Source organism: Elizabethkingia miricola, from assembly GCF_001675285.1.
Classification (GTDB): Bacteria; Bacteroidota; Bacteroidia; order Flavobacteriales; family Weeksellaceae; genus Elizabethkingia; species Elizabethkingia miricola.
Genome location: NZ_LSGQ01000001.1, coordinates 175,034 through 200,342, shown reverse-complemented (window position 1 = coordinate 200,342; position 25,309 = coordinate 175,034). Strand labels below are relative to the sequence as shown.

Below are 25,309 nucleotides of genomic sequence, written 5' to 3'. Positions count from 1 at the left end.
AAAATTAAGGATATACTGAACAGGCTTGCTGAAGAAAATAAGTTGGTGCAAACTGATCCAAAAAATCTGAAAATAATACAACTTCAGTAATGCCGGAAGAAACAGAAAAAACACTTCTGGAAAAACTAAATATATTCGAACAGGAAGTACGTTTTATGGATAAAAATATGTCTTTGTCTTATATGGTAACTTTTATGGATGCCAATACTAAATACCTCTCCTATATTATTAAGAAATATAGGGCGAAAGATTTTGCTACTTACACCAATGAGCTTCGAATTAATTATATTTTAAAAAAATTAAGTACCGAACCTATATACAGACAATATAAAATAAGCGCACTAGCTGATGAGGTAGGGATGAGTTCTCATAGTAAATTTACGACTACTTTTAAAAATGTGGCAGGTGTTTCGCCCTCGGAGTTTATTAAGTTTATTAGTAAAAATGAAAATCATTAATGCTTTTTGTGTTCTAGATCTATCAAATTATATCTTCTAAATACAATTTATACCATAATACAAGTGCTCTATTCATATATTGAATTTTTTGATCCTCATTCTGAATAATATAAAAAGGTATGACTACAAAATAGCTCTTAATTATATTTTACAATTTTATATTACTGATTATTAGTTGTTTATGTAAATGTTGGTTTTTGACTTTTATTTGCCATTTTCCGGATTTTGATAATAGTAGTACTTCCGTGGTAGTCTTTATTACTAGTATTTTTGCACGTCTTTATCGATCGCCAAAGACAGGTGATAACAAACATTGGATTTAATCGTATAGGATACTCCGAATAATAAACTTTATCAGAGTGCCTAAATAATATTATGGTCAGTAGTTAAAATTACTGTCCGGTTATTTCTAGCGCCCTTATCCCATAAAGAAGAAGATTACAACACAAACAAATGTATTAATGAATGATTTAAAAAAAGAGGAGTATATATCTCCAAAATTTGAGATGTTCCTAATAGAAATGGAACAAGGAATAGCAACTGGTTCAGCTAAAGTACTTCCGCCAAATTCAGGTGGCCAGGTACAGGAAGAATGGACTCAGGGTGATGACGATAACAGAACCATTGAATGGTAGGTATCCGGATTGAAATAACAAGCAAATATGAAATAAATCTATTACCTCACAAACAATGAAAAATTTAAAAATAACAATTGCAGCTTTTATGTTATCCGGTTCACTTCTGATAACATCATGCAGAAGCTCTGACAATGCTGTAGATAATTCTGGTGAAAATTTAATTACGAATGGTTCTGCTCTTATCAAGATGAACTTGCTAGGAAGTGAATATGAAACGGAAACGATCTCTACGCAGGCATCTGTTAAAAATACAGGTGTATCTTCTGTTGTAAAAGAACAGGTAAGTACATTTATGGCAGGTGAGCAACCAGTTATTGCTACGCTTACACCGGTTATCTCATCAGCAATTGCTCCACAGGCATCAATTAATCCTATGGCAGATGTTATTAGAAACCCATTGAAAGGTCCTAATGTAAAATATCGTGTTATTGCATACAGAACAAGTACAGGTGTCAAAGTAGCTACTAATGTTTATACTATAGATGCTAATGGAGTTTCTACAGCAGATACTGGTGATATGATGCTGGATGGAGATACTGAAGCAACTAACAAATATGATTTTGTGGTGTTGTCATATAATAATTCAACAGCTCCGGGGGATGTTACAGGAAATATCTCAACAGCTTCTTTATCCAGTATCTCGGGAGATAATGATCTGATGTATTTCCGTACCAATAATGTAAGGGTGTCCAAAGGAGATAATGTATTGAATGTTGTGCTGACACATAAATTCAGCCAGATCACGACAACTATAGATGCTTCAGCTGTAGCACCAGGAACACCTATTTCCTCTATAGGTAATGGGATTAATTTTGATAGGCATCGTGGAGCGGCTGTTAATAGTATAAAGTTATCTGATGGAACCGTTACTTTTGGAGCTGCAACAACTACAAAAGCGGTTAGTTTTACTGCTCCAACACCAACAAGTGCAATCTGGACAAGTAATCCTACACTATTGGCTAATCCAGGAGGAACAGCTGCGAATATGTCAACATTGACCTTCCCAAATAATGCAAGCGGAACAATTACTGTAGGATCTAAGACCAAAAGAAATTTTTCTGTTAGTAACTTAGTTGTTACACCAGGAGTGAAATATAACCTTAAGCTGAAGTTTGCATGTACAACGGATGCAACGCCAACCTGGCCTTTTAATATGTCTGATTCTGGATCAGGAACAAGACTAACAAGAACATTCAATGCACCAGCTGCAGATGCTGGTTTTGTATTTGATGTTTATGAGCTGGATAACTCTTTTAACATGACAATTAACGGAGTGGATTTGGCAACTCAGGAAATTCAGTTTCAATCAGGTGTAGATAATTATCCCCAAAATATCAGATTTAAATCAGATGGATCACGATGGGGTGAAAATGGAGTGCCTCAAATCTATGCATTGGGTACTTCAGCAAATACATCAATAGCTATCATTAGAATTACAATCGGGCCTGATGGTTCGGTATCTATGATGGGGAGAAGAAGTTTGACGTCCAATCTGGAGCCTCTTGAATTGTATGGTGGAACCCTTTTCAATACTGTTACGTGGAAAACTACAGGTTCCAACACTGTAGTGGCAACAATGTTGGTGACCGGAGTCACTGTAATGAGAGGTTTAGGAGTCGGTAAGAAAATAATAGCTTGCCCATAATAATATATTCAATCACTTATTACTTTCCATAAAGAAGAAGAAAAACTGTTAATATCCGGTGCTTATTTGTCATCATCCTATTTTTGTTAGTTAACAGTCTGAAGGCAGACATCCGAAGGGATGTCTGTTTTTATTTGCAGTGATCAATAAAAGAATATAAATATGCTTTATTAAAAGCATATTTTTTAATTTTACTTTACCAAAAAAACAATAATATGAAAATACAAATCTTATCCATGTCTTTATTGCTCTTGCTGTCAGGAACAATAGCTTGTAAGAAGACGCCAGAGAATACTGATGCTAAATACACAAAGAATCTTCGGAAAGAGATTTTTGCCGAAGATCTTACGTATTCCGAAAATGGTAAAACATTTAAATCTTTTCTGGCCTTTGATAAAAGTAGAACTGGAAAATTACCTGTGGTTTTTATTATCCCGGAATGGTGGGGAATGAATAATTATGTGAAGAGCAGAGCTAAGCAGTTAGCTGATTCAGGATATATGGCGATAGCTGTAGATATGTATGGTGACGGGAAAATGGTTGATAATCCGGATGATGCCGGAAAGCTGGCGAAACCGTTTTATGGTAATGCAGATCTTGCAAAGCAAAGTTTTGAAGCTGCATTGAAACAGATAGAAAAAAATGAGAAAGCTGATACAGGAAAAATGGCGGCTATAGGTTATTGTTTTGGCGGGGCTATGGCCCTTAATATGGCCAGAATTAACGAGCCGCTGAAAGGAGTCGTTAGTTTTCATGGAAATCTGATGACCGATGTAAAGCCAACAACTAATAGTATACCTTTACTTGTATTGAATGGAGAAGATGATACATTTGTTTCTAAAGATGAAATAGTATCTTTTAAAAAACAGATGGATTCTGCCGGAGTTAAGTATGAGTTTGTTAACTATCCTGGCGCAATACATTCTTTTACCAATCCCGATGCTACGGCGGTTGGGGAAAAATATAAACTGAAGGTTGCTTATAATGAGGCCGCAGATAAAGCTTCATGGAAAGAAATGATAACCTTTTTTAATAAAATCTTTAAATAAAAATTGAAAACAGCGACAATTATTACTATTGGTGACGAGATTTTGTCTGGAAACACCGTAGATACCAATTCCAATTTTATAGCGCAGCAGCTAAAAGATATCGGAATAAAAGTTCAGCAAATTTTCACCATTTCGGATGAGATTTCTGAAATAGAAACTTTTTTAAAAATAGCATTAGAAAACAGTGATCTTGTAATTACAACCGGAGGTTTAGGGCCTACAAAGGACGATAAAACCAAAAAGGCCTATGCCGGATTTTTTCATGATGAATTAATTTTTTCTGAAGAACTCTATGAAAAATTAGGGAAATACCTAGAAAAAAGAGGCCGGCTTGAGTTATTAGAACGTAACAGAAATCAATGTGAAGTATTATCAAAAGCTACAATTTTTGATAACCATTACGGAACAGCACCATGCCAGATGATGGAACAAAACGGTAAATTTATCTTTTGTTTACCCGGAGTACCCTTCGAAGTAAAACCACTAATAAAGGATCAGATTATACCATTCCTGAAGCAGCAATGGGAGCTTAGTTTTATTCATACCCGTATTATCAGCGTGGTAGGAGTTCCTGAAAGTTTGCTGTCCGATACTATTGAAGACTGGGAATTGGCGTTACCTGAAAATGTGAGTCTGTCTTACCTCCCTGTAGGAACAAGGGTGAAACTTAGATTAACCGGAATCGGAGATAATCAGACTATACTTGAAGAACAGCTTGAACAACTGATACAACCTTTGAAATCTCTAATTGGAAATAATGTAATTGCCTGGTCCGAAGATGCTATAGAAAATATACTGGCTTCTGTCTTATTTGATAAAGGATTAACGGTTTCTACGGCCGAGAGTTGTACTACAGGACAATTGGCCAGATTACTGACTTCTGTCTCAGGAAGCAGCGGTTATTATAAAGGAGGTATTATTCCTTATTTTACTGAAATGAAATCACAGTTGTTGAATGTTTCGGAAGATATTATAAAGGAACATACTGTAGTAAGTAAAGAAGTAGCTATAGAAATGGCAAAATCCTGTCAGAAGCTTTTTAATTCAGATATTGCAATATCTTCTACCGGGGTTTCGGGGCCCAATAAAGGGGAAGATGGTAAAGATATAGGAACTGTATATTATGCAATAGCAAAAGGAAGTGAGACAAGAGCTTTTCATCTATTTCTGCCTGGCTTTGAAAGAAATGATTTTGTGAATTTTGTATCTCAAAAAATTATAGAAACGCTTATTGTATGGTTGGAAGAAGAGGAATTGTAAGTTTTTAGTATGTTGTTATACAGTTAGTTGCGTTTTAATATAATGATTAACTTAAAATTAATTTATACTTGTTTAATATTTCTCTAACATTTTATGGCAGGAATATTGCCGTCTGTTTTTAAAATAACTATTATGAAAAATATTATAGCAGGCGCTATCGCCATAGTTGCAGTTCAGTTTTCTTTTGCTCAAACGGTTAAAAACGTTGGAACATTCAGTTCTCTGAAAGTTTACGATAAAATTCCGGTAGTATTAATTCCTTCTACATCCAATAAAGTAGAAGTGAATGGAAAAAAATCTTCGGATGTAGAGGTTGTCAATAAAAATGGAGAGCTAAAAGTAAGAATGACAACAACTAATCTTTTACAGGGAGATGATGTAAAAGTAAGAGTTTTTTATGACAGACTAAATGATATCCAGGCTAGTCAGGGAGCAACAGTAAGTAATGAAGGTGTATTAGAAGGAAATAAAATTGTACTTACTGCCAATGAAGGCTCCTCAATTATTATGGGGCTTAAAGCCAAAACATTGGAGGTAAAGTCTAATACGGGTGGGCTTATAACATTATCCGGTCATGCCAATAATCAAAATGCAATTGTAAATACAGGGGCTAAATATTATGGTAAACAGTTGGCAACGACGACGACTAGTGTTACGGTAAATGCAGGAGGCGAAGCAGAGGTTTCTGCAACGGAATCCGTAGATGCTAAAACGCGTGCCGGAGGCAATATTACAGTATATGGAAATCCTGCAGATAAGAAAACTAAAAAAATTGCCGGAGGTAATATTAGCTTCAAATAAATGAAAATAGAATAAAACATAAAAAAGCTGCTGTGAAACATCACAGCAGCTTTTTTATGAATTAAGATATAAACAAAAATAACAGGTTATAATTATGTTAAGAATTGTTTAAAAATTATTAATATCTTTATCTGATTGATTAAATCTGTGTATATGAAAAAAATAACTTTTGCAGCATTAGCGTTTTCTCTTTGTTTTACAGGAGTTCAGGTGAGTGCTCAACAAAAAAAAGGAAAGACTGTGGCGACTAAAACGCAAAAAGACGAAGGGCTAAATCTTAGTTACAGAGATACATCTGTACGCCCGCAAGATGACTTTTTTAACTATGTAAACGGTGGTTGGCTGAAAACCGCAAAAATCCCTTCTGACAAATCAAGCTGGGGATCTTTTAATCAGTTAAGAGAAGATACGGATAACAACTCCATGAATATTCTGAAAGAGATTCTGAAATCTAAATATCCTGCGGGGTCTGAAGGCCAGAAAATTCAGGCACTTTATACAACATATACGGATTGGACTAAAAGAAATGCTTTAGGGATATCTCCGATTAAAGCCGATCTGGACAAAGTAGATGCTATTAAAGATCTAAAAAGTTTCCAGCAATATATCGATCAGGCAACCCTTACAGGTGATAATCCATTTTATGGATGGGGAGCTGGTGCTGATATGAAAAACTCCAAAATGAATGCAGTTTATTTGGGAGGACCAAGATTAGGATTAGGTAAAGATTATTACCAGAAAGAAAATGAAGCGAATACTGCAATTTTAGCAGATTATAAAAACTATATTACAACATTATTAGGTGTAATTGGTTACCAGAATTCAGCATCAATAGCTCAGAATGTTTTAGATTTTGAAAAGAGAATGGCTAAAACATTATTAACGAATGAGCAGGCAAGAGATGCCAATCTTCGATATAACCCTAAAACGGTTGCTGAGCTTCCTGCTTTGGTTAAAAATGTAGACCTTCCTGACTATTTAAAAACAGTTGGTGTAAATACTGACAAAGTAATTATAGGTGAAATTAACTATTATAAAAACCTGGATTCTTTTATCAATCAGGAAAACCTTCCTTTAATTAAAGATTATCTTAAATACAGAATTATAGCTTCTAATGCTTCTAATCTGGATCAGAAATTGGATGATATTCAGTTTAATTTCTATAGCAAGAGAATGCAGGGTCAGCAAGAACAGAGATCTATGGACAAAAGAGGTTTGTCTTTTGTAAATGGCATTGTGGGTGAAGCTTTCGGAAAGCTTTATGTAGAGAAATATTTCCCTGCAGAGGCAAAAGCGGAGATGGTGGTATTAGTAGATTATGTTAAGAAAGCATTTGCAAGCCGTATTAAAAAACTAGACTGGATGTCTTCTGTAACAAAGGAAAAAGCACTGGATAAACTTAATAAGTTTACTGTAAAAGTTGCTTATCCTGATAAATGGAAGGACTATTCTAAATTAACATTGAAATCTGATGCAGATGGCGGTTCACTTTATAGCAATCTTCAGGAAATTTCTAAGTGGCAGTATCAGAAAGGTCTTGAAAAAGTTGGTAAACCTGTAGATAAGACGGAATGGGGAATGACACCACAGACTGTTAATGCTTATTATAGTTCTTCAAACAACGAGATCGTATTCCCTGCAGCTATTCTTCAGCCACCTTTCTTCAACTTTAAAGCAGATGCTGCGGTTAACTTCGGCGGAATCGGAGCTGTAATTGGACATGAAATTTCTCACGGATTCGACGATAGTGGTTCCCGTTTTGATGGTGATGGTAACCTGAACAACTGGTGGACAGACGAAGACAGAAAGAAGTTTGAGGCAGCAACTCAAAAATTGGGTGCACAATACGATACTTATGAGCCTGTAAAAGGATCTCACGTAAATGGTAAATTTACAATGGGAGAGAATATTGGTGATTTAGGAGGTGTTAATGTTGCTTATGAAGCCTTACAAATGTATTTGAAAGATAAGGGGAACCCAGGTAAAATAAGTAACCTTACTCAGGATCAAAGATTCTTTATGTCCTGGGCAACTGTATGGAGAACTCTATCTACTGACCAGTACAAAGTGAATCAGGTTAAAACTGATCCGCATTCACCGGGAGAGTACAGAGCTTTTGCACCGTTGGTAAATGTTGATGCATTCTATAATGCCTTTGATATTAAACCAGGAGATAAACTTTATAAAAAACCAGAAGACAGAATTAAAATCTGGTAATTATAAACCATAAAACAATACAAAAACCACCCGAAAGAGTGGTTTTTGCTTTTTATAGCCATAAAAATGTTAACTTAGTCAACCATAAAAACTAACTAATTAACCAACATGAGAAACATCAAATTAATAATTGTGATGCAGTTTGCTGTATTAAGCTGTGCATCTCAGTTATTCGGACAATCCTCCAAAGGATATGTACCCAAAGATGGTCAGGAAGACCGTAAATTCTGGGTGAAAACATTAGACAAAATTGCTTATCCCGTAGTTCATAATCTGGCAGAAGGTACTCTTCGGAAAAATATGCCTGTGGAAATACCTCCCGGATTAAAGCCAGATTTTTTTAATAAAGTAACACATCTGGAAGCTGTAGGTCGGACTATGGCAGGTATAGCGCCATGGCTGGCGTTACCGGATGACAATACGGAAGAGTCTAAAGTAAGATCCAGACTAAGAACTGAACTATTGAAGGGTATTAAAAATGCTGTTGATCCTCAGAATCCGGATTACCTTAATTTCAGGACAGAAAAGCAGCCGATTGTAGATGCCGCTTATATGGCACATGCTTTTATAAGAGCACCAAAAGCATTGTGGGAACCTCTGGATGAAACAACTAAAAAAAGAGTAATCGAAGAATTTAAAGCACTTCGTACAAGATCCGGAGCTTATAACAACTGGTTGTTATTTGCAGGATTAAATGAAGCGTTTTTACTAAGTGTGGGAGAACAGCCAGATCCTGTACGTATAGAGTTTGCTAAAAGAAAAATATTGGAATGGTATCAGGGAGATGGCTGGTATAGTGACGGGCCAAGTATGAGTATTGATTATTATAACTCCTATGTCATCCATCCTATGCTGGTAGATTTTTTCAAAGTTTTACTGGATCGTAAAATGATCCAACAACAAGAATACGATCAGGCTGTAAAAAGAATGGTTCGTTATTCAGAGTTTTCAGAGAGATTTATCAGCCCAGAAGGTACTTACCCACCGTTTGGAAGAAGTATTACTTATAGGACAGCTGCATTCCAGGCACTTGGGCAAACAGCGCTGATGCATAAATTACCCGATTATATAGATCCTGCGCAGGTAAGATGCGGGCTTAGTGCGGTTATGCACAGAATGTATGATCATGCTAATAATTTTGATAAAGCAGGATGGCTTGTATTAGGATTTAATGGTCATCAGCCGGGAATAGCGGATTATTATACATCCACCGGGAGTTTATATATGGCTACATTAGGCTTCTTACCACTAGGTTTGCCAGCTACCGATAAATTTTGGACCAATCCTCCCGCTGCGTGGACGGCTAAAAAAGCATGGGCAGGAGAGCCTTTCCCTAAAGACTATCATGTAGAATATTAATATTTTTAAACCACTCTGTGATCAGAGTGTTTTTTTTATAACAGAATATTTATAAATGAATAAAATAAATTATTTTTATAAAAAATAATTTATGAAGGAATTTCTACAGAATACTTATAATCGACTGTTGAAGGATTTTCAGACTATTTTATCTATAGCTTATTTATTCGCAGTTGGCATAGGAATGGTTTTCAATTACCGGAAATATAGCCATTTTAATATCAATATATTCGACTACGCCGATATTACAGATTTTCTGATCGCACCATTTGCCGATTACAGAATTTTTCTATTCACATTTATATCTGTGCTTATTTTAGGAGCCATTTACAAACTCGATTCTTATATCAAGGAAAAGCACCCTAAAATCTACAATATCTATAGTTTTCAGAACTATACATCTTGGTTTTCATCCATGTATTATAATGGGATTTCGATTTTACTGATTATTCCGTTTTATATATGGCTGGCAGCAGGAGTATACGGGAAATTTTCTCAAAAAAAGATAACAAAAGATCAACCAGTGAGCTTTCTGTATTCTGATAATACCGAAGAACAGGCTCAATTGATAGGAAAGACTAAAACCGTTTTATTTCTGCTAAAAAATGATGAGGTAAAGGTTGTGCAGCTTTCTTCAATTAAAAGCTATAAATTACAGAAAGAGTTGTAACTTTTCAGTGATTTTATCTACTCATTGTGTAAGTTTATAAAGCCTATGTATAGGCTTTTGTTAAAATAATATTATGAAAAAATTGACTACCAGTCTGTTAGTGGCCGTTTCACTTCTTTCAACAGGAGTAGTAATAGCTCAAAAAAAGAATACAAAAACAATTCAAAGTACAAAAAGTTCGACTATGAAAGATGAAGGTCTTCATCTGGAAAATATGGACAGAAAAGTACGTCCACAGGATGATTTCTACAATTACGTAAACGGTAGTTGGATGCAAACAGCAAAAATCCCTTCTGATAAATCAAGTTGGGGAGCGTTTAATGAGCTTGCTGAAGCTACGGACAATCAGTCTTTGACAATCTTGAACAATATTCTGAAAGACTCTTTTTCAAAAGGTAGTGAAGGCCAGAAAATTCAGGATCTTTACGGTACTTTCATGGACATGAATAAGAGAAATGCAGATGGTATTAAGCCTATTCAGGCTGACATAGCAAAAATTGATGCTATTAAAAACCTTAATGACCTGCAGTCTTATCTAAAAGAATCTACAAGACAAGGTTTTAATCCTTTCTATGAGTGGGGTGTAGATGCTGATTTAAAAGATTCTAAAATGAATGCTGTATATCTTGGAGCAGCAGAACTAGGTTTAGGTAGAGATTATTATCAGAAAGAGAATGCTGAAAATGCTAAAACAGTAGCTGAATATCAGAAATATATTGCTTCAATTTTAGATGTTTTAGGATATAAGAATTCATCTGAAACTGCTAAAAATATTTTTGCTTACGAGAAAGATATGGCGAAGTCATTGCTTACCGTAGAGCAGATTCGTGATGCCAATCTTCAGTATAATCCTGAGACTATGGATCAGCTGAAAGGTTTGGTGAAAAATGTTGACTTACCAGCTTATCTGACAGCTGTAGGAGTAAATACAAATAAAGTTATCGTAGGTGAATTAAACTATGTTAAAAACCTTGATAAGTTCCTTACAGAGCAAAATATTCCGTTAATTAAAGATTATCTGAAATTCCACCTTATCTCTTCTAATGCCGGACGTTTAGATCAGAAACTGGATGATATTCAGTTTAACTTCTACAGCAAGTATCTGAGAGGGCAAAAAGAACAAAGAGCAATGAATAAAAGAGGGCTTTCTCTTATCAACGGAGTTCTTGGAGAAGCTTTCGGTAAACTGTATGTAGAAAAATACTTCCCTCAGCAGTCAAAAACAGAAATGCTAACGCTAATCGATTATCTGAAGAAAAGCTTTGCTAAACATATTAATGAGTTAACATGGATGTCTTCTGAAACTAAAGTAAAAGCTTTAGATAAATTGAATAAATTTACTGTAAAAGTAGGATATCCGGATAAGTGGAAAGATTACACTAAGCTTGAACAAACATCGGTGAAAGACGGTGGTTCTTTATATGCTAACCTACAGAAAGTATCGGAATGGAGCTACCAGAGAGAACTGAATAAAATTGGTAAGCCAGTAGATAAAGCAGAATGGGGAATGTCTCCACAAACTGTAAATGCATACTACAATCCTACAAACAACGAGATTGTATTCCCTGCAGCAATTCTACAGCCGCCATTCTTTAACATCAAAGCAGATCCTGCTGTTAACTTTGGTGGAATTGGTGCTGTAATCGGTCACGAGATGTCTCATGGTTTCGATGATAGTGGTGCTACATTCGATGGTGACGGAAATCTGGTTAACTGGTGGTCTGATGCTGACTTGAAGAACTTTAAGGATGCTACAACAAAATTGGCAAAACAGTTTAGTCAGTACGAACCTGTAAAAGGAACACACATCAATGGTGAATTTACCAATGGAGAAAATATTGGTGACCTTGGTGGTGTAAATGTAGCTTATGATGCATTGCAAATGTACCTGAAAGATAAGGGCAATCCAGGAAAAATCAGTGGATTCACACAAGATCAGAGATTCTTTATGTCATGGGCTACTGTTTGGAGAACATTGATGACTGAGAAGGCTACAATCAATCAGATTAAAACTAATGAGCATGCTCCGGGTGAATTCAGAGCTTTTGGTCCGTTAGTAAATACAGATGCTTTCTATAAAGCTTTTGATGTGAAGCCGGGTGATAAATTGTATAAGAAACCTGAGGACAGAGTTAAAATCTGGTAATCAAATAATAATTTATATAAGTGGAAAGTTGCTCTTTTAAAGGGCAGCTTTCTTTTTTAGATGGAATTCATTGTTTAACTTTAAAAATAAAAATGAACATCACAACAGAAAAAAATATTCTTATAGAAAACCCCGAAACTAAGAGCTTTCTGGCAGATGCTTATTACCCGGAAAATGAAGAAAAGTTGCCCTTAATAATCTTTGCACATGGTTATAAAGGCTACAAGGATTGGGGAACCTGGGAGCTAATGGCTGAAGCATTTGCAAAGGCTGGATATTTCTTTGTTAAATTCAACTTTTCACATAATGGAACAACCATAAATGATCCGGATAATTTTGGTGACCTTGAAGCTTTTGGAAATAATAATTATACAAAAGAGTTATCCGATTATCAGAAGGTTATCGATTATTTTGAAAATCATCCTAAGGTGGATTCTGATAAGATTGCTATTATGGGACACAGCAGAGGTGGTGGTGATACTGTTCTGCAGGCGCAAAGAGATCCTAAAGTTAAAGCATTGATTACACTGGCTGGAGTCAATAATTTTGTAATGCGATTCCCGAAAAATGATCGATTAGAACAATACAGAGAAAAAGGAGTTTTCTATGTAACTAATGGAAGAACAAAACAGGAAATGCCGCATTATTGGCAATTTTATGAGAATTTCAGAGAAAATGAATCCGAATTGGATATACAAAAAGCAGCACAGAATCTTCAAAAGCCTTATCTTATTATTCATGGAACTCAGGATGAAGCGGTAAAAATAAAAGAAGCTGAGCTGTTACATAAGTGGGCAAAGAACTCTGAGCTAATAATTATTGATGGAGCAGACCATGTTTTTGGAGGAAGAGAACCATGGAATAGTAATACTTTACCAGCGGATTTAGAAAAAGTAGTTAATTACTCGACAGAGTTTCTGAATAGTGCTTTATAAAGGATATCAATGCTTAACCGCTTATTGTAAAAATAAAAAAGGATGAAATTATTCATCCTTTTTTATTTATTGAAGTGGCTTTACATACTTAGGTTTAAAGTCCTTTTTCATCAGCTGATCAATTGTTTTAGCAAAACTGTTAACAATCTGTGTAAGATTCTGAGTGTTGATGACATTGATATCATCATTTACCTGATGGTAATGATTTTGATGCTCCATATCCACAGTAGAGAAGGAGTGGGCAACAATACCTTTCTTTACAAAGTTTACATTATCGGAACGGAAGAACAGTTTTTCAGATAAATAAGGATCAGGAGCAACTTCGAAGCCTTTAGGAGCATTAGCATTAATGATTTCATCCAGGTCAGACTGATCATGTCCTGTCATATATACTTTATTTAATCCAAAAGCAGAAGGCGTTCCCAGCATTTCGAAATTGAATAAAGCTTTTATTTTAGGGATATAAGTTTGGAATTTTTCATCATTAGCCAGATATTTAGAACCCACTAATCCTATTTCTTCACCATTAAAGGCCATAAAAATAAGCCCTTCTTTAGTCTTTTTTCTTTTGTAATAATCGGATAGACCAATAACCGTACTTACACCACTGGCATCATCATCTGCACCATTAAAGATTTTATCTTCACCTTCTTTTGCTTCTCCAATGTGATCGAAGTGAGCTCCGAAAGCGATATAGCTGTCCTCGGTTCCTTTTTTTACACCGCAGACATTATAATATGTTTTTCCATCTTTATAAGTAAAAGGTACAAGATAGGAATCACCATAGCAGTAATCCAGCTTATTTAATTTGAATTGCTCAGCAATATACTGGGCAGCTTTCATATTTTCTTCAGTACCGAACTTTCTGCCCTTCATCTCATCAGAGGCTAATGTTGATACAATTTCTTTAATTCTTGCTTCCTTTATTTCCTGAGAGAAATATAAGCCTGAAGCCAAGGCAAATGCAAGTATTGCAATATTTTTCATATTAACTGATTTTTAAAATTTTCCAGGCTTCTTCAATATTATTTTTTAATAATAATTCCTGAGCCTTCTCGTGAATTTCTTTCTGATCACTAAAACTTCCCTCCGGCAAAGATTCGATATTAGCAAGCATTCCAAGATCATTTCCGGTAAAGACAATGCTATATCTTATTTGTTCCGGTAATTTGTCAAGACCAATTCCTTTAGTAACTAAAGGCTTCGGAACTTCAAAAAGATTGTCCGCTGTATTACGGGAATACCAGTTTCCGCCTAGTCGGGCAACCAGATCCAGTTTTCTCTGGTCCAGATTTCCCTCTTCATTCAGGTATTCTTCACGAATATGAATTTTTATAACTTCACATATCACCAAATTTCCGGCGCCACCTTCTTCTCCCAATGATTTTATTTCATTGATCTTACATTCGAAGTTTACCGGACATTCAGCAATTAATGGCGGTTTTACAAGGTCAGCGGGCTTCATTGTCAGTCCTGCTTTTATAAATTCATTTACGCCCTCCTCATATTCTGTACTTGCCAAAGAAACCTGTTGTACAATCGGGAAATTTACAATTCCGATTACTACTTCAGGGGTATCATGTACATTATGCAATGTGTGTTTTGTGGTATTATCTCTTACCCTTCGGGAAGGTGAAAAAATAATAATCGGAGGTTTCGTACTGAACATATTGAAAAAGCTGAATGGACTTAGATTTACATTGCCTTCGGCATCTACAGTACTTGCAAAAGCAATAGGTCTTGGTGCTATTGCTGTCTGCATTATTGTTTGTAATTGTTGTCCGGGTATATCTTGTGGTAGGATAGACTTCATTAAAATGGTTAAATGGGTTATATAGTTATAAAGGCGATAAAGGTTTATTACCCAGAGATTTTTTCAGATTAGTAATCATGATTCTGATGAAAATTATTTTTTTAAATAACTCTTCATTTTCTGTAATAAATTTTAATCTTACTGCTATTTCTAATTGTGTCTAAAGCTCTGAAAGAGAACCTGATGCAATGTTTAAAAATTGTATAAATTCTAAATTAGATTTTCGCCCTGCTCCTTCTGCAATATTAGAAGGAATTGAAACTGCACTTCTTTTTATTTGTGATGTAAGATTATATTTTTCTTCAGCAGGAAAGTTTTGTACTAATTCGTAGATGTCTGTGACAAGATCCATCGATTCTTGCCATACTTTCAGATCTTTATGAGACTTAATATCAGTCATGATCTATAATGAATTCCCATATAGCTTTATAACATCTATAACCAGTGTAACTTTCTCTAAGTTGATGGAAGTATTTTTGCTTTTACTTCGCCGAAGCCTACACGTTTGCCATCTTTTTCGTTATATGCTCTCATGATAACAGTGTCATTATCTTCGATGAATTTACGCTCTGTACCATCAGAAAGTTTTATTGGATTAGCACCCCTCCATGTTAGTTCCAGCATAGAGCCAAATGATTTAGGGTCTTTTCCGGATATTGTGCCACTGGCGTACATATCCCCAACTTCAATATTACATCCGTTTATAGTATGATGAGCAAGTTGCTGGGCCATATTCCAGTACATATATTTGTAATTACTTTCTGAAATAAGGTTTTCAGCTCCGTTTTCTGGCTGAATATAAACCTCCAGTTGTATATCAAAATTTTTGTTTCCTTCAAACTGAAGATATTCCAATGCTTCAGGATCTTGTTTAGGAGACTCTATACGGAATATATCCAGTGCTTCCAGGGTCACAATCCATGGAGAGATAGAAGATCCGAAATTCTTACCTAAAAATGGTCCTAAAGGAACATACTCCCAAGATTGGATATCTCTTGCACTCCAGTCATTGAAAATTACCATTCCAAAAATAGCATCTTCAGCGTCTTTTGTAGAGATAGATTCACCCATCTCGGTATCTTTATTGGTAATGAAAGCCATTTCCAGTTCGAAATCCAATTGTTTAGACGGACCGAATATTGGTTTGTCCTGATCTGCCGGTTTCATTTGTCCTTTTGGTCTGTGAATGTCAATTCCGGAAACTACAATTGAAGAAGCTCTTCCATGATAGCCTACAGGAAGATGTTTCCAGTTTGGAAAAAGTGCATTTTCCGGATCACGGAAAAGTGAGCCTACATTGGTTGCATGATCTATACTGCTGTAGAAATCTGTATAATTAGGAATGTGTAGAGGCAGCATCATCTGTACCTCTTCAGAATCGAAAAAGCAGCTTTCTATAGCTATTTCATCTTTTGAAAGAGTAGAACCTTCTGTTAATAATTCCTGTATTCTCTCTCTTACTTTTGTGGTAATAGGCTTACCTAATTCTATAAAAGGATTTAAGGTATAAGCTTCAAAGATATTGTCATCCAGGCCATCAATATTTTCGAAGTAGCCTTCATCGTAAAGGGTTGCCAGATCTATTACCTGGTTGCCAATTCTTGTAGCACATGCAATGTACTCCTGATTGAACACTGCAACACCGAAAGGGATATTGTATATTGAAAAATCTGTTGATTCGGAATTTTCTACGAATGATTTCATAAATTAAATAGAGTTTTATTTAATAAAAAGGTTCAAAAAAACGTGTACTAAAAATACAACATTTCCTTGAACCTGAGTTTTGTTATTTATCGAAGATTATTTTCTCTTCTGTACTTTTTTAGAATCTTTTGTTTTGTCCAGATAATGAATCTCAATCCATTTTTCACGGGTATTGATATTGGTGAAGTAATAGTAACCTTTACGATAACTTAGTAATAAATTATAAGTTAAAGGATAGCTCATTGCTTTTTCCTCCAGTTTATCAAGCCTTATAGATACAGCATTGTGATTTCTTACGACATCACCTGTAAAGATATTGGAATATTCCTGCTTTGTACTTTTATCTTCAATAATCTCAATCATTGTAACCTGATTGTTCGGCCGGAATTCCAGGATATGCTTTTCAGAATGATCTGTAGAATCTTTTACAGTAATGAATTTCTTTCCTTCCAGAATAAATTCGTCATAATCCTTTCCTGAATTTTCACTGCTTAGCCTGTCCAGCTTTTTGATAATAGCACCATAACTCTGAGCCTGTACTATTGTACCGGCGGAAATAAGAGTTAAAACCAGAAGTATTTTTTTCATCTTATAAATTTAGTGAAACTAAGACAAATACTAATCCAAAAATTATAAATTTCCTCTTCTTGCCTGTTCTTTTTCTAAAGCCTCGAATAAAGCTTTGAAATTACCGGCCCCGAAACTCTGAGCTCCGTGTCTTTCAATAATTTCAAAAAATAAAGTAGGGCGGTCTTCCACAGGTTTTGTGAAGATCTGAAGAAGATAACCTTCTTCATCACAATCGATAAGAATTCCTAGATCCTGAAGTTTTTTGATGTCTTCATCGATGTGACCAACTCTATCCGGTACCATATCGTAATAAGCTTCCGGAGGTGGAGAAAGGAATTCTACACCACGTTTTTTTAGTTCGCCTACAGTATGGATAATATCTTTTGTAGCTACAGCAATATGCTGAACACCTTCACCTTCATAGAAGTCAAGATATTCTTCTACCTGAGATTTCTTTTTACCTTCTGCGGGTTCATTGATCGGGAATTTTGCATAACCATTACCATTAGACATTACTTTAGACATTAACGCTGAATATTCAGTATTGATTTGCTTATCATCAAAAGATAGAATATTGACAAATCCCATTACCTTTTCATACCATTCAACAGTCGGAACCATACGATCCCAGCCTACATTTCCTACGCAGTGGTCAACGTATAATAAACCTGTTTCAGTAGGGTTATAATCGCTTTCCCATTTCTCATATCCAGGCATAAATGTTCCATTGTAATTCTTTCTCTCTACAAACATATGCACTGTTTCGCCATAAGTGTAGATTCCGGACATTCTCACTTCACCATGTTCATCGGTTAAAGTAACAGGTTCCAAATATGGTTTTCCACCTCTTTTAGTAGTCTCTTCAAATGCTTTATAAGCATCGTCTACCCAAAGCGCTAAAACTTTTACACCATCACCGTGTTTTTTTACATGTTCTGAAACTGAACTGTCTGATCTAAGTCCTGTAGTAAGAATCAAACGGATTTTTCCCTGCTGAAGTACATATGAAGCACGGTCTCTAACTCCGGTTTCAGGCCCTGCGTATGCAATTGACTGAAATCCAAATGCTGTCTTATAGAAGTGTGCAGCTTGTTTGGCATTACCAACATAAAATTCAATATAGTCTGTACCATTGATTGGCAGGAAGTTTTCTGCCTGTGCAATTTTTTCGGCGAATGTTAATGTAGACATTTTTTTACTTTTAGATTATGAAATGCAAAATACTATTTTTTAGTGAATGCCACTAACAATTGTTAGTTTTTAAATCTTTCGTGAGCCGCTCTTTCCAACATTTCTCTGTCATCCGGATGAGAGATGTCTATAAGCGCTTTAGCTCTCTGTCTCAAGTTTTTACCATACAGATAAGCCGTACCGTATTCAGTCACTACATAATGGATATGTCCCCGGGTTGTTACCACACCAGCTCCTTCCTTTAGGAAAGGAACAATTCTCGGAATACCCTTTTTGGTACGTGATGTAAGCGCCATAATAGGTTTTCCACCTTCACTAAGGGCAGCACCTCTCATAAAATCCATTTGTCCGCCAATACCGCTGTACTGGTAAGTACCAATAGAATCGGCGCATACCTGTCCTGTAAGATCAATTTCTATAGCAGAATTTATAGCATGCATTTTATGATTTTTCATAATGTTGATAGGGAAGTTAACATGCTGAACATCTAAGAATGCAATAGACGGATTGTCATCTACAAAGTCATAGAGCTTTTTAGTCCCGAAGCAGAAACTGGTAATGCTTACATTGTCATGGAAACCTTTGTATTTGTTGTTAACAATATCATCTTTAATTAGGTTAATAACACCATCACTCAACATTTCTGTATGGATTCCCAGGTCTTTGTGATTTCCCAGACATTTAAGAACAGCATCTGGTATTGTACCAATACCCATTTGTATTGTAGCTCTGTCATCAATAAGTTCAGCGACATGTTTTCCAATCAGTGCCTCTTCCTCTCCAACTTTAGAACCATAATCTATTGTCATTAGCTCTTCCTCATGCCATACCATTTTATCGATTCTGTTCACATGAACCATTCCGTCACCATGAGTTCTTGGCATTTTAGGATTGACAATAGCAATAACTATTTTAGCCGAGTCTACAGCAGATCGTGCAATGTCTACGGAGGTTCCCAATGTACAGTAACCATGTTTATCCGGAGGAGAAACTGTAATAATGGCTACATCCAGTGGTAGTATATTGTTCTTGAAAAGAATTGGAATTTCGCTAAGAAAAATAGGGACAAAATCACCTCTGTCGGAGTTTACAGCCTCTCTTACAGGAGTAGACACAAACAGAGAGTTAATATGGAAATTATCTTTGTATTCTGGTCTTGCAATAGCCACAGCACCCTGTTGGGTAATGGATACCATTTCTATATCCTTAAAGCGGGAAGACTGATTGGCAAGTTCATTTAATAAATAATTGGGAGTACAGGCACTACCGTGGGAAAATATTCTGTCACCACTTTTAATAACAGATATAGCCTCCTCGGCACTTACATATTGATACATATATTACTATTATAAGTTATTATCTTAATCTAACCATGAAGTTTTATAAGTAGGATCTTCTACTTTCAGCGCCTCTTCTGTTAATTTTAAAGGTCTGAAAGGATCTACCATTACAGCATATTCATGGGTTTCTTTCTGTCCTATGCTTCGCTCCATAGCACCCGGATGAGGTCCGTGTACAATACCTCCGGGATGAAGAGTGAAATCACATAAATCAATATGATTCCGGCTCATAAAGTCACCTTCTGCATAGAAAAGAACTTCATCGGAGTCTATGTTGCTATGGTTATAAGGAGCAGGAATAGACAGGGGATGGTAATCGTACATTCTGGCTACAAAAGAACATACTACAAAATTATGCCCTTCGAAAGTCTGGTGTACAGGAGGTGGTTGATGAATCCGGCCTGTAATAGGCTCGAAATTCTTAATATTAAATTTAAAAGGATAGAAATAACCATCCCATCCAACAACATCGAAAGGATGTGTTGCATATACAAAATCAGTAATCTGATTTTCCTTTTTTACTTTTATGACAAAGTCTCCTTTCTCATTTATCGGATCAACATGGACAGGAGCTTCTATATCCCTCTCACAGAAAGGAGAATGTTCCAGTAGCTGTCCGAATTCATTTCTGTACCTTTTTGGAGTATAAATAGGAGAGTGGCTTTCTATAAAGAACAGAATATTGTCTTCATCTTTAAACTCTATCTGATAGATGGTGCCACGAGGAATAATAAGATAATCTCCATATCCGAATTCAAGATTTCCTACAAATGTTTTCAGAACACCAGAGCCTCTTTGTACAAATAATAACTCGTCGCATTCAGCATTTTTATAAAAATACTCTGTTACCGATTTCCGCGGCTTAGCAATACCCATTTTAAGATCATTATTCAGCATAAGTACCTTTCGGCTATCCAAAAAGTCATCCTCAGCCTGCACTTTCATCCCCTGAATTCGTCTCGGGATGATGTTTTTCTCTACTGCGATTTTAGGAGTAACATCTTTTACACCTTTTATTTCTTTTATCTGGGTGGGTCTGTGTGTATGATATAGTAAAGAAGAAATTCCGTGGAATCCTTCTGTACCAAACAGTTGTTCGTAATAAAAATTACCTTCTTCAGATTTGAAGATGGTATGTCTTTTCTGTGGAATTTTTCCGTTGTGATGGTATCTCATAAATCAGGTTGTGACTTTCTCAAATTTACTCAAATTATCACACGTGAAGAAAAAATAGCCTAAGAATATGGAATGATATAGCTCATAATATCGTTTATTTGCTTAAAAAATCTGTTCAGGATCAGTCAGGTATATTTATGATGTATCGTGTTTATGAGTGATTTTTGGATTATAACTTTATAGAATAAGAACTTCGTTATGAATAGAATTCAAATAGAATTATTAAATTTGATAAAAGCCTAGGGAATAAGTATATAATAACACATTTAATAAATGAAAAAATGGACGAATTAAAAATAAATGCAATTATTCAGGAGCTGTCAAATTCTCTGCAAACGAGAAACTATGATAATTTTGTCAGCTATTTCACAGATAATGCAACTTTTGAAATACCATTTACCGTTAATGGTGGGACTGTAATAAATGGGAAAGAAAATATAAAAAAACACTTTGATAATGTACAGCAAAATCCACTTACCAAGTTGATAGAAATAGAAAGTGTTTATACAAAGATATATCATTGTACAGATAGTCAGACAGTCACTGTTGAGTATTTTACAAAGGGAAAATCATTGAGCACGAGTGAATCTTTTGAGATACAGTCCTCCATCGCGCTTATTAAATTTGATGAAAATGGGATTGTTTATTACAAAGATTTTCCAAATACCTTAGGTATTGCTCGAAAAGCCGGTGTTTTCTCTCAATTAGCAGCTACTTGGGCAAGATAAGATACCAGAATAATTTTATTGCTGAAGTTATAAAAACTGATTGAACAAAAATTAAAAATAGCCAAGCTGAAGTAAAGTCTGTACCTTTTTTCTTTAGCGGAAATTCTAAAATAAAATATATGAACAAAATTTTATTTTTCTTTACATTACTCTCAATTGTATCCAGTTGTAGATCTGGTGATTCCAATAATTTGAATGAAAACCCAACTAGCCCAATCACCAATTTAAAATTTAAATTATCATACAAAACGTCTATAGATAATCTTGAGATTAGACAAATGATAAAAACAAAAGATAATCATTATGTTGCAATAGTATCTGCAGAAGATTATCATGTTATTAAATTTGATTCTAATTTTAATATTGTTTGGAATAAAGTTTATGGTGGAAGTAAAAGAGATTATGCGGAAGGTATAATTGAAGACTCACAAGGAAACTTGCTTGTCATAGGAGAGTCAGAATCAACAAATGGAGACATTGAGAAGAATAATGGCGATTTTGATATTTTTTTAATTAAAATTAACAGAGACGGAAATATTATTTGGAGTAAAAATTATGGTGGAAGTGGCTATGAAGGAATAAGTCAGGATAATACGATCGTTGAGGCCGCAAATGGGAATTTTATTTTTGTTGGCTATACTTCTTCTTCTGATTTTAATGTTTCAAATAATAATGGCGGTTATGATGTTTGGGTTTCAAAAATTGACAGTAATGGAAATCTGATAAAACAAAAAACACTTGGTGGTAGCAATGATGATTTTGGTAGAAAGATTATTAAATTAAATAATAATTTTATTATAACTCTTAAAAGCAATTCGTCCAATAATGATTTTGCACAAATTGGTAATTGGATTGCAAGTATAGATGCTGAATTAAATATTATATGGAAAAAAAGTACTCAAGGAATTAATTCAGGGAGTGTTACTGTTAATAATAACGAAATATTTCTGGTAAATTCTACTTCTACGAGCTATGAATTATCTAAATTGGATTCAAATGGAAATGTAACAAAAAGTTCCTCAATAAATTTTTCTGCACAGACACAAAAACAGCCGTTTGTGAATCAAATAATAAACTCTAATGATGGAGGTTTATTTATTATTGGTGATTTTGGTTATGGAAACGAACAGGATGCTGTAATATTTAAGGTTAACAAGAACTTTGAAAAAGTAGCAGATAATTTTATTGCTGGAAATAATTTTGATAAATCACGTTCAATATTTCCTATTCAAGCAAATAAATTTCTTTATATTATTAATTCAGCATCTACTAATTTACAAATTCCACTTTCAGGAAAGATGTCTTCAATTGTAACTGAGATTACTGAAGAGTAAAAATAATCACAATAGTTATTTTCAGGTTCTTACCAATACTGAATATAACAACGCCCCGATTCAGATGAATCGGGGCGTTGTTATATATGATAATTTGTACTTATTTTGTTAAATCCAGACCTCCGAAGTTACCAGAGCTCATCATCATATACACTCCATCAGTTTTGTCGAGTGTACTCCAATAAGAATGAAGATCTTCGGCATTGGTGAATACTTTTAAATCGGTATTTTTAAAAGAATCTTTAATCATATCCGGAGAAATAGGCTCCATTCTTTTTATCTTCAATGCATCTTCTGAATAGAATACAACAGCTTCTTCAACACCATTCATTGAACCTTCATATTGTTCCAGAAAAACCGGATTAAGGCTGCTGTAGGTATGCAGTTCCAGAAAAGCATGTTTTTTTTGTTTAGGAAATTGCTCTATAAATGCTTTCACAGATGCTTTTACTTTAGAAGGTGCATGGGCGAAATCTTTATAGAGAGTACCACCATCTGCTCTTTCTACTTTTTCCAATCTTTTAGATGCCCCCTTAAAGCTCATAATAGCATCATAGAATTCTTCTTCCATAATACCTAATTGCTGGCATATAAGACGAGCTCCTTCCATATTTAGCAGATTGTGCTGCCCGAAAACAGATAAAGGAATATGACCAATGCTGGTGATAAGATTTACTACTCCGTTTACAATCTCATATTCTGGTGTTTTGTAAGGCAGTTTGCGGAAATAATTCTCTGCAGCATCTACTACTTTTACAACCTCTTCATCTTCCTCATTATATACCAGTACACCTCCCGGAGTTATTGTCGAAACAAATCTTCGGAACTGTTCAATATAGTCATCAAATGTTTTGAATACATTAATGTGATCCCATGCAATACCGCTCATTAGTGCTATGTTAGGCTGGTATAATAAGAATTTTGAACGGGGATCTAAAGTAGAAGAAAGATATTCATCTCCTTCCAGGATCATAAAGTCATTGTCTTTAGTAAGCTTTACCATTACATCAAAACCTTCCAGCTGTGCACCAACCATATAGTCTACATCTTTCTGGTGAAAGTGTAGTACATGAAGGATCATAGAAGTAATAGTTGTTTTACCATGAGAGCCACCAATTACGACACGTGTCTTGTTTTTGGACTGCTCATACAGAAATTCGGGGTACGAATATATTTTTAAGCCTAGCTCCTTTGCTCTTGCCAATTCCGGATTATCTGCATGTGCATGCATTCCCAGAATTACAGCATCGGTATCGGCTGATAGTTTTTCAGGAAACCAGCCCATTTCATTTGGCAAAATTCCTCGTTTGTCAAGACGGGTTTTCGATGGTTCGAAGATCGCATCATCGGAACCTGTCACATGGTAACCTTTTTCTTTTAGGGCAATAGCAAGGTTGTGCATAGCACTGCCTCCTATAGCAATGAAATGGATGTTCATAAATTTATTGTGGTTTTATTCACCTTCATTTTTATTTTGCTGCTTCTCGGCATTCTTTTTAGCAACAATTTCCTGATCGTATTCATGAAGAACGTTATGTTCCGGAGTTTGCTCAATTGCATGCATGATTTTGCTCAGGATATCAGCAGCACTGTCATTATCGTAATCTATGTCCAGTGCAGGTTTAAATTGTAAGGTTGGTTCTATACCTGTTACTTTTATTTTCAAGCCTTTTTTATCAAAAGCCCTACGGAAACCATTAATTTTAATAGGAATAACAATAGGTCTTTGATTTTTAATCAGCTTTGCGGTACCCTTTCTTCCTTGTGCAAATGCAGAAGTAGTCCCTTGTGGGAAGGTTACAACCCAGCCATTATCCAAAGCTTTCATTATATTTTCTACTTCACTAAGGTCTACCATTCTGTTTACAGCTTTACCTTCAGCTCTCCAGGTTCTTTTAACGGTTACAGCACCTGCAAGTTTGAAAATTCTTGCCAGGATGCCATTGTTCATAGTTTCTTCAGCAGCCACATAGTAGAAGTCAATCTTAGGATTTAACAGATAAACCGGATTTTTAATGGTATTGATATAGCCATTGTTTACGCTGCAAAAAACGTGATACATTGCTGCTACATCAGCGAAATAAGTTTGGTGATTTGATACAAATAGTACATTTGTTTTAGGTAAGTCTACCAGATTTTCAGAACCACTTATTTTTAACTTGTTGAAGCCGTTAAAACGACGGTATGAGATCATACCGAGTACGAAGATGATGAATCTTTTCAGAAAATAGACGTTGCCAAAAGCATCGGTAAATATATTTTTCTTTGCCATTTT

At 35.2% G+C, this 25,309-nt stretch carries 22 protein-coding genes and 1 pseudogene; 13 read left to right on the top strand and 10 right to left on the bottom strand.

Going from position 1 to position 25,309, the window contains the following annotated elements:
- Positions 1-89: 89 nt before the first annotated feature.
- The 11 genes from ATE49_RS20465 to ATE49_RS00910 all read left to right on the top strand — a co-directional run bounded on the left by ATE49_RS20465 (position 90) and on the right by ATE49_RS00910 (position 13,178).
- Positions 90-458 carry a helix-turn-helix domain-containing protein gene (locus ATE49_RS20465; RefSeq protein ID WP_260255530.1) on the top strand — a complete coding sequence of 123 codons (369 nt, stop codon included), beginning with the start codon at positions 90-92 and terminating at the stop codon, positions 456-458.
- 461 nt (positions 459-919) lie between these two features.
- Positions 920-1,093, top strand: a complete 174-nt coding sequence (locus ATE49_RS20310) for a hypothetical protein (protein ID WP_166460689.1) — start codon at positions 920-922, stop codon at positions 1,091-1,093.
- 55 nt (positions 1,094-1,148) lie between these two features.
- On the top strand, positions 1,149-2,741 hold the full coding sequence (locus ATE49_RS00950; RefSeq protein ID WP_065080737.1) for a hypothetical protein: 1,593 nt from the start codon (positions 1,149-1,151) through the stop codon (positions 2,739-2,741).
- A gap of 215 nt (positions 2,742-2,956) precedes the next feature.
- Entirely contained in the window at positions 2,957-3,790 is an 834-nt protein-coding gene (locus ATE49_RS00945; RefSeq protein ID WP_065080736.1) for a dienelactone hydrolase family protein, read from the top strand.
- A gap of 3 nt (positions 3,791-3,793) precedes the next feature.
- Positions 3,794-5,050, top strand: a complete 1,257-nt coding sequence (locus ATE49_RS00940; RefSeq protein ID WP_065080735.1) for a CinA family nicotinamide mononucleotide deamidase-related protein — start codon at positions 3,794-3,796, stop codon at positions 5,048-5,050.
- Between the two features lie 132 nt (positions 5,051-5,182).
- On the top strand, positions 5,183-5,851 hold the full coding sequence (locus ATE49_RS00935) for a head GIN domain-containing protein (RefSeq protein WP_034871151.1): 669 nt from the start codon (positions 5,183-5,185) through the stop codon (positions 5,849-5,851).
- Positions 5,852-6,004: 153 nt separating this feature from the next.
- Entirely contained in the window at positions 6,005-8,068 is a 2,064-nt protein-coding gene (locus ATE49_RS00930; RefSeq protein WP_065080734.1) for a M13 family metallopeptidase, read from the top strand.
- Between the two features lie 108 nt (positions 8,069-8,176).
- The gene (locus tag ATE49_RS00925; RefSeq protein ID WP_065080733.1) at positions 8,177-9,427 is read left to right on the top strand and encodes a DUF2264 domain-containing protein; all 1,251 of its coding nucleotides are present in this window, start codon (positions 8,177-8,179) and stop codon (positions 9,425-9,427) included.
- A gap of 91 nt (positions 9,428-9,518) precedes the next feature.
- Entirely contained in the window at positions 9,519-10,097 is a 579-nt protein-coding gene (locus tag ATE49_RS00920; RefSeq protein WP_065080732.1) for a hypothetical protein, read from the top strand.
- A 73-nt stretch (positions 10,098-10,170) separates the two neighbouring features.
- Positions 10,171-12,243, top strand: a complete 2,073-nt coding sequence (locus tag ATE49_RS00915) for a M13 family metallopeptidase (protein WP_065080731.1) — start codon at positions 10,171-10,173, stop codon at positions 12,241-12,243.
- Positions 12,244-12,335: 92 nt separating this feature from the next.
- Positions 12,336-13,178, top strand: a complete 843-nt coding sequence (locus tag ATE49_RS00910; RefSeq protein WP_065080730.1) for an alpha/beta hydrolase family protein — start codon at positions 12,336-12,338, stop codon at positions 13,176-13,178.
- A 66-nt stretch (positions 13,179-13,244) separates the two neighbouring features.
- On the opposite strand, the gene ATE49_RS00905 is transcribed toward ATE49_RS00910, so the two are convergent.
- From ATE49_RS00905 to ATE49_RS00870, 8 genes and pseudogenes are all read right to left on the bottom strand, one after another.
- Positions 13,245-14,165 carry a M28 family peptidase gene (locus ATE49_RS00905; protein ID WP_065080729.1) on the bottom strand — a complete coding sequence of 307 codons (921 nt, stop codon included), beginning with the start codon at positions 14,163-14,165 and terminating at the stop codon, positions 13,245-13,247.
- Position 14,166: 1 nt separating this feature from the next.
- A complete protein-coding gene (locus ATE49_RS00900) occupies positions 14,167-14,991 on the bottom strand; it encodes a flavin reductase family protein (protein WP_059155309.1) in 825 nt (274 codons plus the stop codon).
- Between the two features lie 25 nt (positions 14,992-15,016).
- Positions 15,017-15,391 (bottom strand): annotated as a pseudogene (locus ATE49_RS00895) (four helix bundle protein).
- Between the two features lie 56 nt (positions 15,392-15,447).
- Positions 15,448-16,695 (bottom strand): fumarylacetoacetase, encoded by a 1,248-nt coding sequence (gene fahA / locus ATE49_RS00890; RefSeq protein WP_065080728.1) that lies wholly within the window; start codon positions 16,693-16,695, stop codon positions 15,448-15,450.
- Positions 16,696-16,791: 96 nt separating this feature from the next.
- The gene (locus ATE49_RS00885; RefSeq protein WP_065080727.1) at positions 16,792-17,283 is read right to left on the bottom strand and encodes a hypothetical protein; all 492 of its coding nucleotides are present in this window, start codon (positions 17,281-17,283) and stop codon (positions 16,792-16,794) included.
- A 42-nt stretch (positions 17,284-17,325) separates the two neighbouring features.
- Positions 17,326-18,456 carry a 4-hydroxyphenylpyruvate dioxygenase gene (gene hppD / locus ATE49_RS00880; RefSeq protein ID WP_065080726.1) on the bottom strand — a complete coding sequence of 377 codons (1,131 nt, stop codon included), beginning with the start codon at positions 18,454-18,456 and terminating at the stop codon, positions 17,326-17,328.
- Positions 18,457-18,518: 62 nt separating this feature from the next.
- Positions 18,519-19,793 (bottom strand): acetyl-CoA hydrolase/transferase family protein, encoded by a 1,275-nt coding sequence (locus ATE49_RS00875; RefSeq protein WP_034871027.1) that lies wholly within the window; start codon positions 19,791-19,793, stop codon positions 18,519-18,521.
- Between the two features lie 24 nt (positions 19,794-19,817).
- The gene (locus tag ATE49_RS00870; RefSeq protein WP_059344041.1) at positions 19,818-20,972 is read right to left on the bottom strand and encodes a homogentisate 1,2-dioxygenase; all 1,155 of its coding nucleotides are present in this window, start codon (positions 20,970-20,972) and stop codon (positions 19,818-19,820) included.
- A 281-nt stretch (positions 20,973-21,253) separates the two neighbouring features.
- Between ATE49_RS00870 and ATE49_RS00865 the strand changes: the two genes are divergently transcribed.
- Both ATE49_RS00865 and ATE49_RS00855 read left to right on the top strand, forming a co-directional pair.
- A complete protein-coding gene (locus ATE49_RS00865) occupies positions 21,254-21,700 on the top strand; it encodes a nuclear transport factor 2 family protein (RefSeq protein ID WP_065080725.1) in 447 nt (148 codons plus the stop codon).
- A gap of 119 nt (positions 21,701-21,819) precedes the next feature.
- Complete coding sequence (locus ATE49_RS00855) at positions 21,820-23,034, top strand: hypothetical protein (RefSeq protein ID WP_143349670.1); 1,215 nt, start codon at positions 21,820-21,822, stop codon at positions 23,032-23,034.
- A gap of 100 nt (positions 23,035-23,134) precedes the next feature.
- Here the strand turns inward: ATE49_RS00855 and ATE49_RS00850 are convergent, their stop codons facing one another.
- Both ATE49_RS00850 and ATE49_RS00845 read right to left on the bottom strand, forming a co-directional pair.
- Positions 23,135-24,472 (bottom strand): UDP-N-acetylmuramate--L-alanine ligase, encoded by a 1,338-nt coding sequence (locus ATE49_RS00850; RefSeq protein ID WP_065080722.1) that lies wholly within the window; start codon positions 24,470-24,472, stop codon positions 23,135-23,137.
- Positions 24,473-24,487: 15 nt separating this feature from the next.
- Positions 24,488-25,306: a lysophospholipid acyltransferase family protein gene (locus tag ATE49_RS00845; RefSeq protein ID WP_009085366.1), complete on the bottom strand. Its 819-nt coding sequence runs from the start codon at positions 25,304-25,306 to the stop codon at positions 24,488-24,490.
- Positions 25,307-25,309: the final 3 nt, after the last annotated feature.

Excerpts from the sequence above, each read along its gene's own strand:
- ATE49_RS20465 (WP_260255530.1), top strand. The coding sequence starts at position 90 with ATGCCGGAAGAAACAGAAAAAACACTTCTGGAAAAACTAAATATATTC.
- ATE49_RS20310 (WP_166460689.1), top strand. The coding sequence starts at position 920 with ATGAATGATTTAAAAAAAGAGGAGTATATATCTCCAAAATTTGAGATG.
- ATE49_RS00950 (WP_065080737.1), top strand. The coding sequence starts at position 1,149 with ATGAAAAATTTAAAAATAACAATTGCAGCTTTTATGTTATCCGGTTCA.
- ATE49_RS00945 (WP_065080736.1), top strand. The coding sequence starts at position 2,957 with ATGAAAATACAAATCTTATCCATGTCTTTATTGCTCTTGCTGTCAGGA.
- ATE49_RS00935 (WP_034871151.1), top strand. The coding sequence starts at position 5,183 with ATGAAAAATATTATAGCAGGCGCTATCGCCATAGTTGCAGTTCAGTTT.
- ATE49_RS00930 (WP_065080734.1), top strand. The coding sequence starts at position 6,005 with ATGAAAAAAATAACTTTTGCAGCATTAGCGTTTTCTCTTTGTTTTACA.
- ATE49_RS00925 (WP_065080733.1), top strand. The coding sequence starts at position 8,177 with ATGAGAAACATCAAATTAATAATTGTGATGCAGTTTGCTGTATTAAGC.
- ATE49_RS00920 (WP_065080732.1), top strand. The coding sequence starts at position 9,519 with ATGAAGGAATTTCTACAGAATACTTATAATCGACTGTTGAAGGATTTT.
- ATE49_RS00915 (WP_065080731.1), top strand. The coding sequence starts at position 10,171 with ATGAAAAAATTGACTACCAGTCTGTTAGTGGCCGTTTCACTTCTTTCA.
- ATE49_RS00910 (WP_065080730.1), top strand. The coding sequence starts at position 12,336 with ATGAACATCACAACAGAAAAAAATATTCTTATAGAAAACCCCGAAACT.
- ATE49_RS00905 (WP_065080729.1), bottom strand. The coding sequence starts at position 14,165 with ATGAAAAATATTGCAATACTTGCATTTGCCTTGGCTTCAGGCTTATAT.
- ATE49_RS00900 (WP_059155309.1), bottom strand. The coding sequence starts at position 14,991 with ATGAAGTCTATCCTACCACAAGATATACCCGGACAACAATTACAAACA.
- fahA (WP_065080728.1), bottom strand. The coding sequence starts at position 16,695 with ATGAAATCATTCGTAGAAAATTCCGAATCAACAGATTTTTCAATATAC.
- ATE49_RS00885 (WP_065080727.1), bottom strand. The coding sequence starts at position 17,283 with ATGAAAAAAATACTTCTGGTTTTAACTCTTATTTCCGCCGGTACAATA.
- hppD (WP_065080726.1), bottom strand. The coding sequence starts at position 18,456 with ATGTCTACATTAACATTCGCCGAAAAAATTGCACAGGCAGAAAACTTC.
- ATE49_RS00875 (WP_034871027.1), bottom strand. The coding sequence starts at position 19,793 with ATGTATCAATATGTAAGTGCCGAGGAGGCTATATCTGTTATTAAAAGT.
- ATE49_RS00870 (WP_059344041.1), bottom strand. The coding sequence starts at position 20,972 with ATGAGATACCATCACAACGGAAAAATTCCACAGAAAAGACATACCATC.
- ATE49_RS00865 (WP_065080725.1), top strand. The coding sequence starts at position 21,254 with ATGGACGAATTAAAAATAAATGCAATTATTCAGGAGCTGTCAAATTCT.
- ATE49_RS00855 (WP_143349670.1), top strand. The coding sequence starts at position 21,820 with ATGAACAAAATTTTATTTTTCTTTACATTACTCTCAATTGTATCCAGT.
- ATE49_RS00850 (WP_065080722.1), bottom strand. The coding sequence starts at position 24,472 with ATGAACATCCATTTCATTGCTATAGGAGGCAGTGCTATGCACAACCTT.
- ATE49_RS00845 (WP_009085366.1), bottom strand. The coding sequence starts at position 25,306 with ATGGCAAAGAAAAATATATTTACCGATGCTTTTGGCAACGTCTATTTT.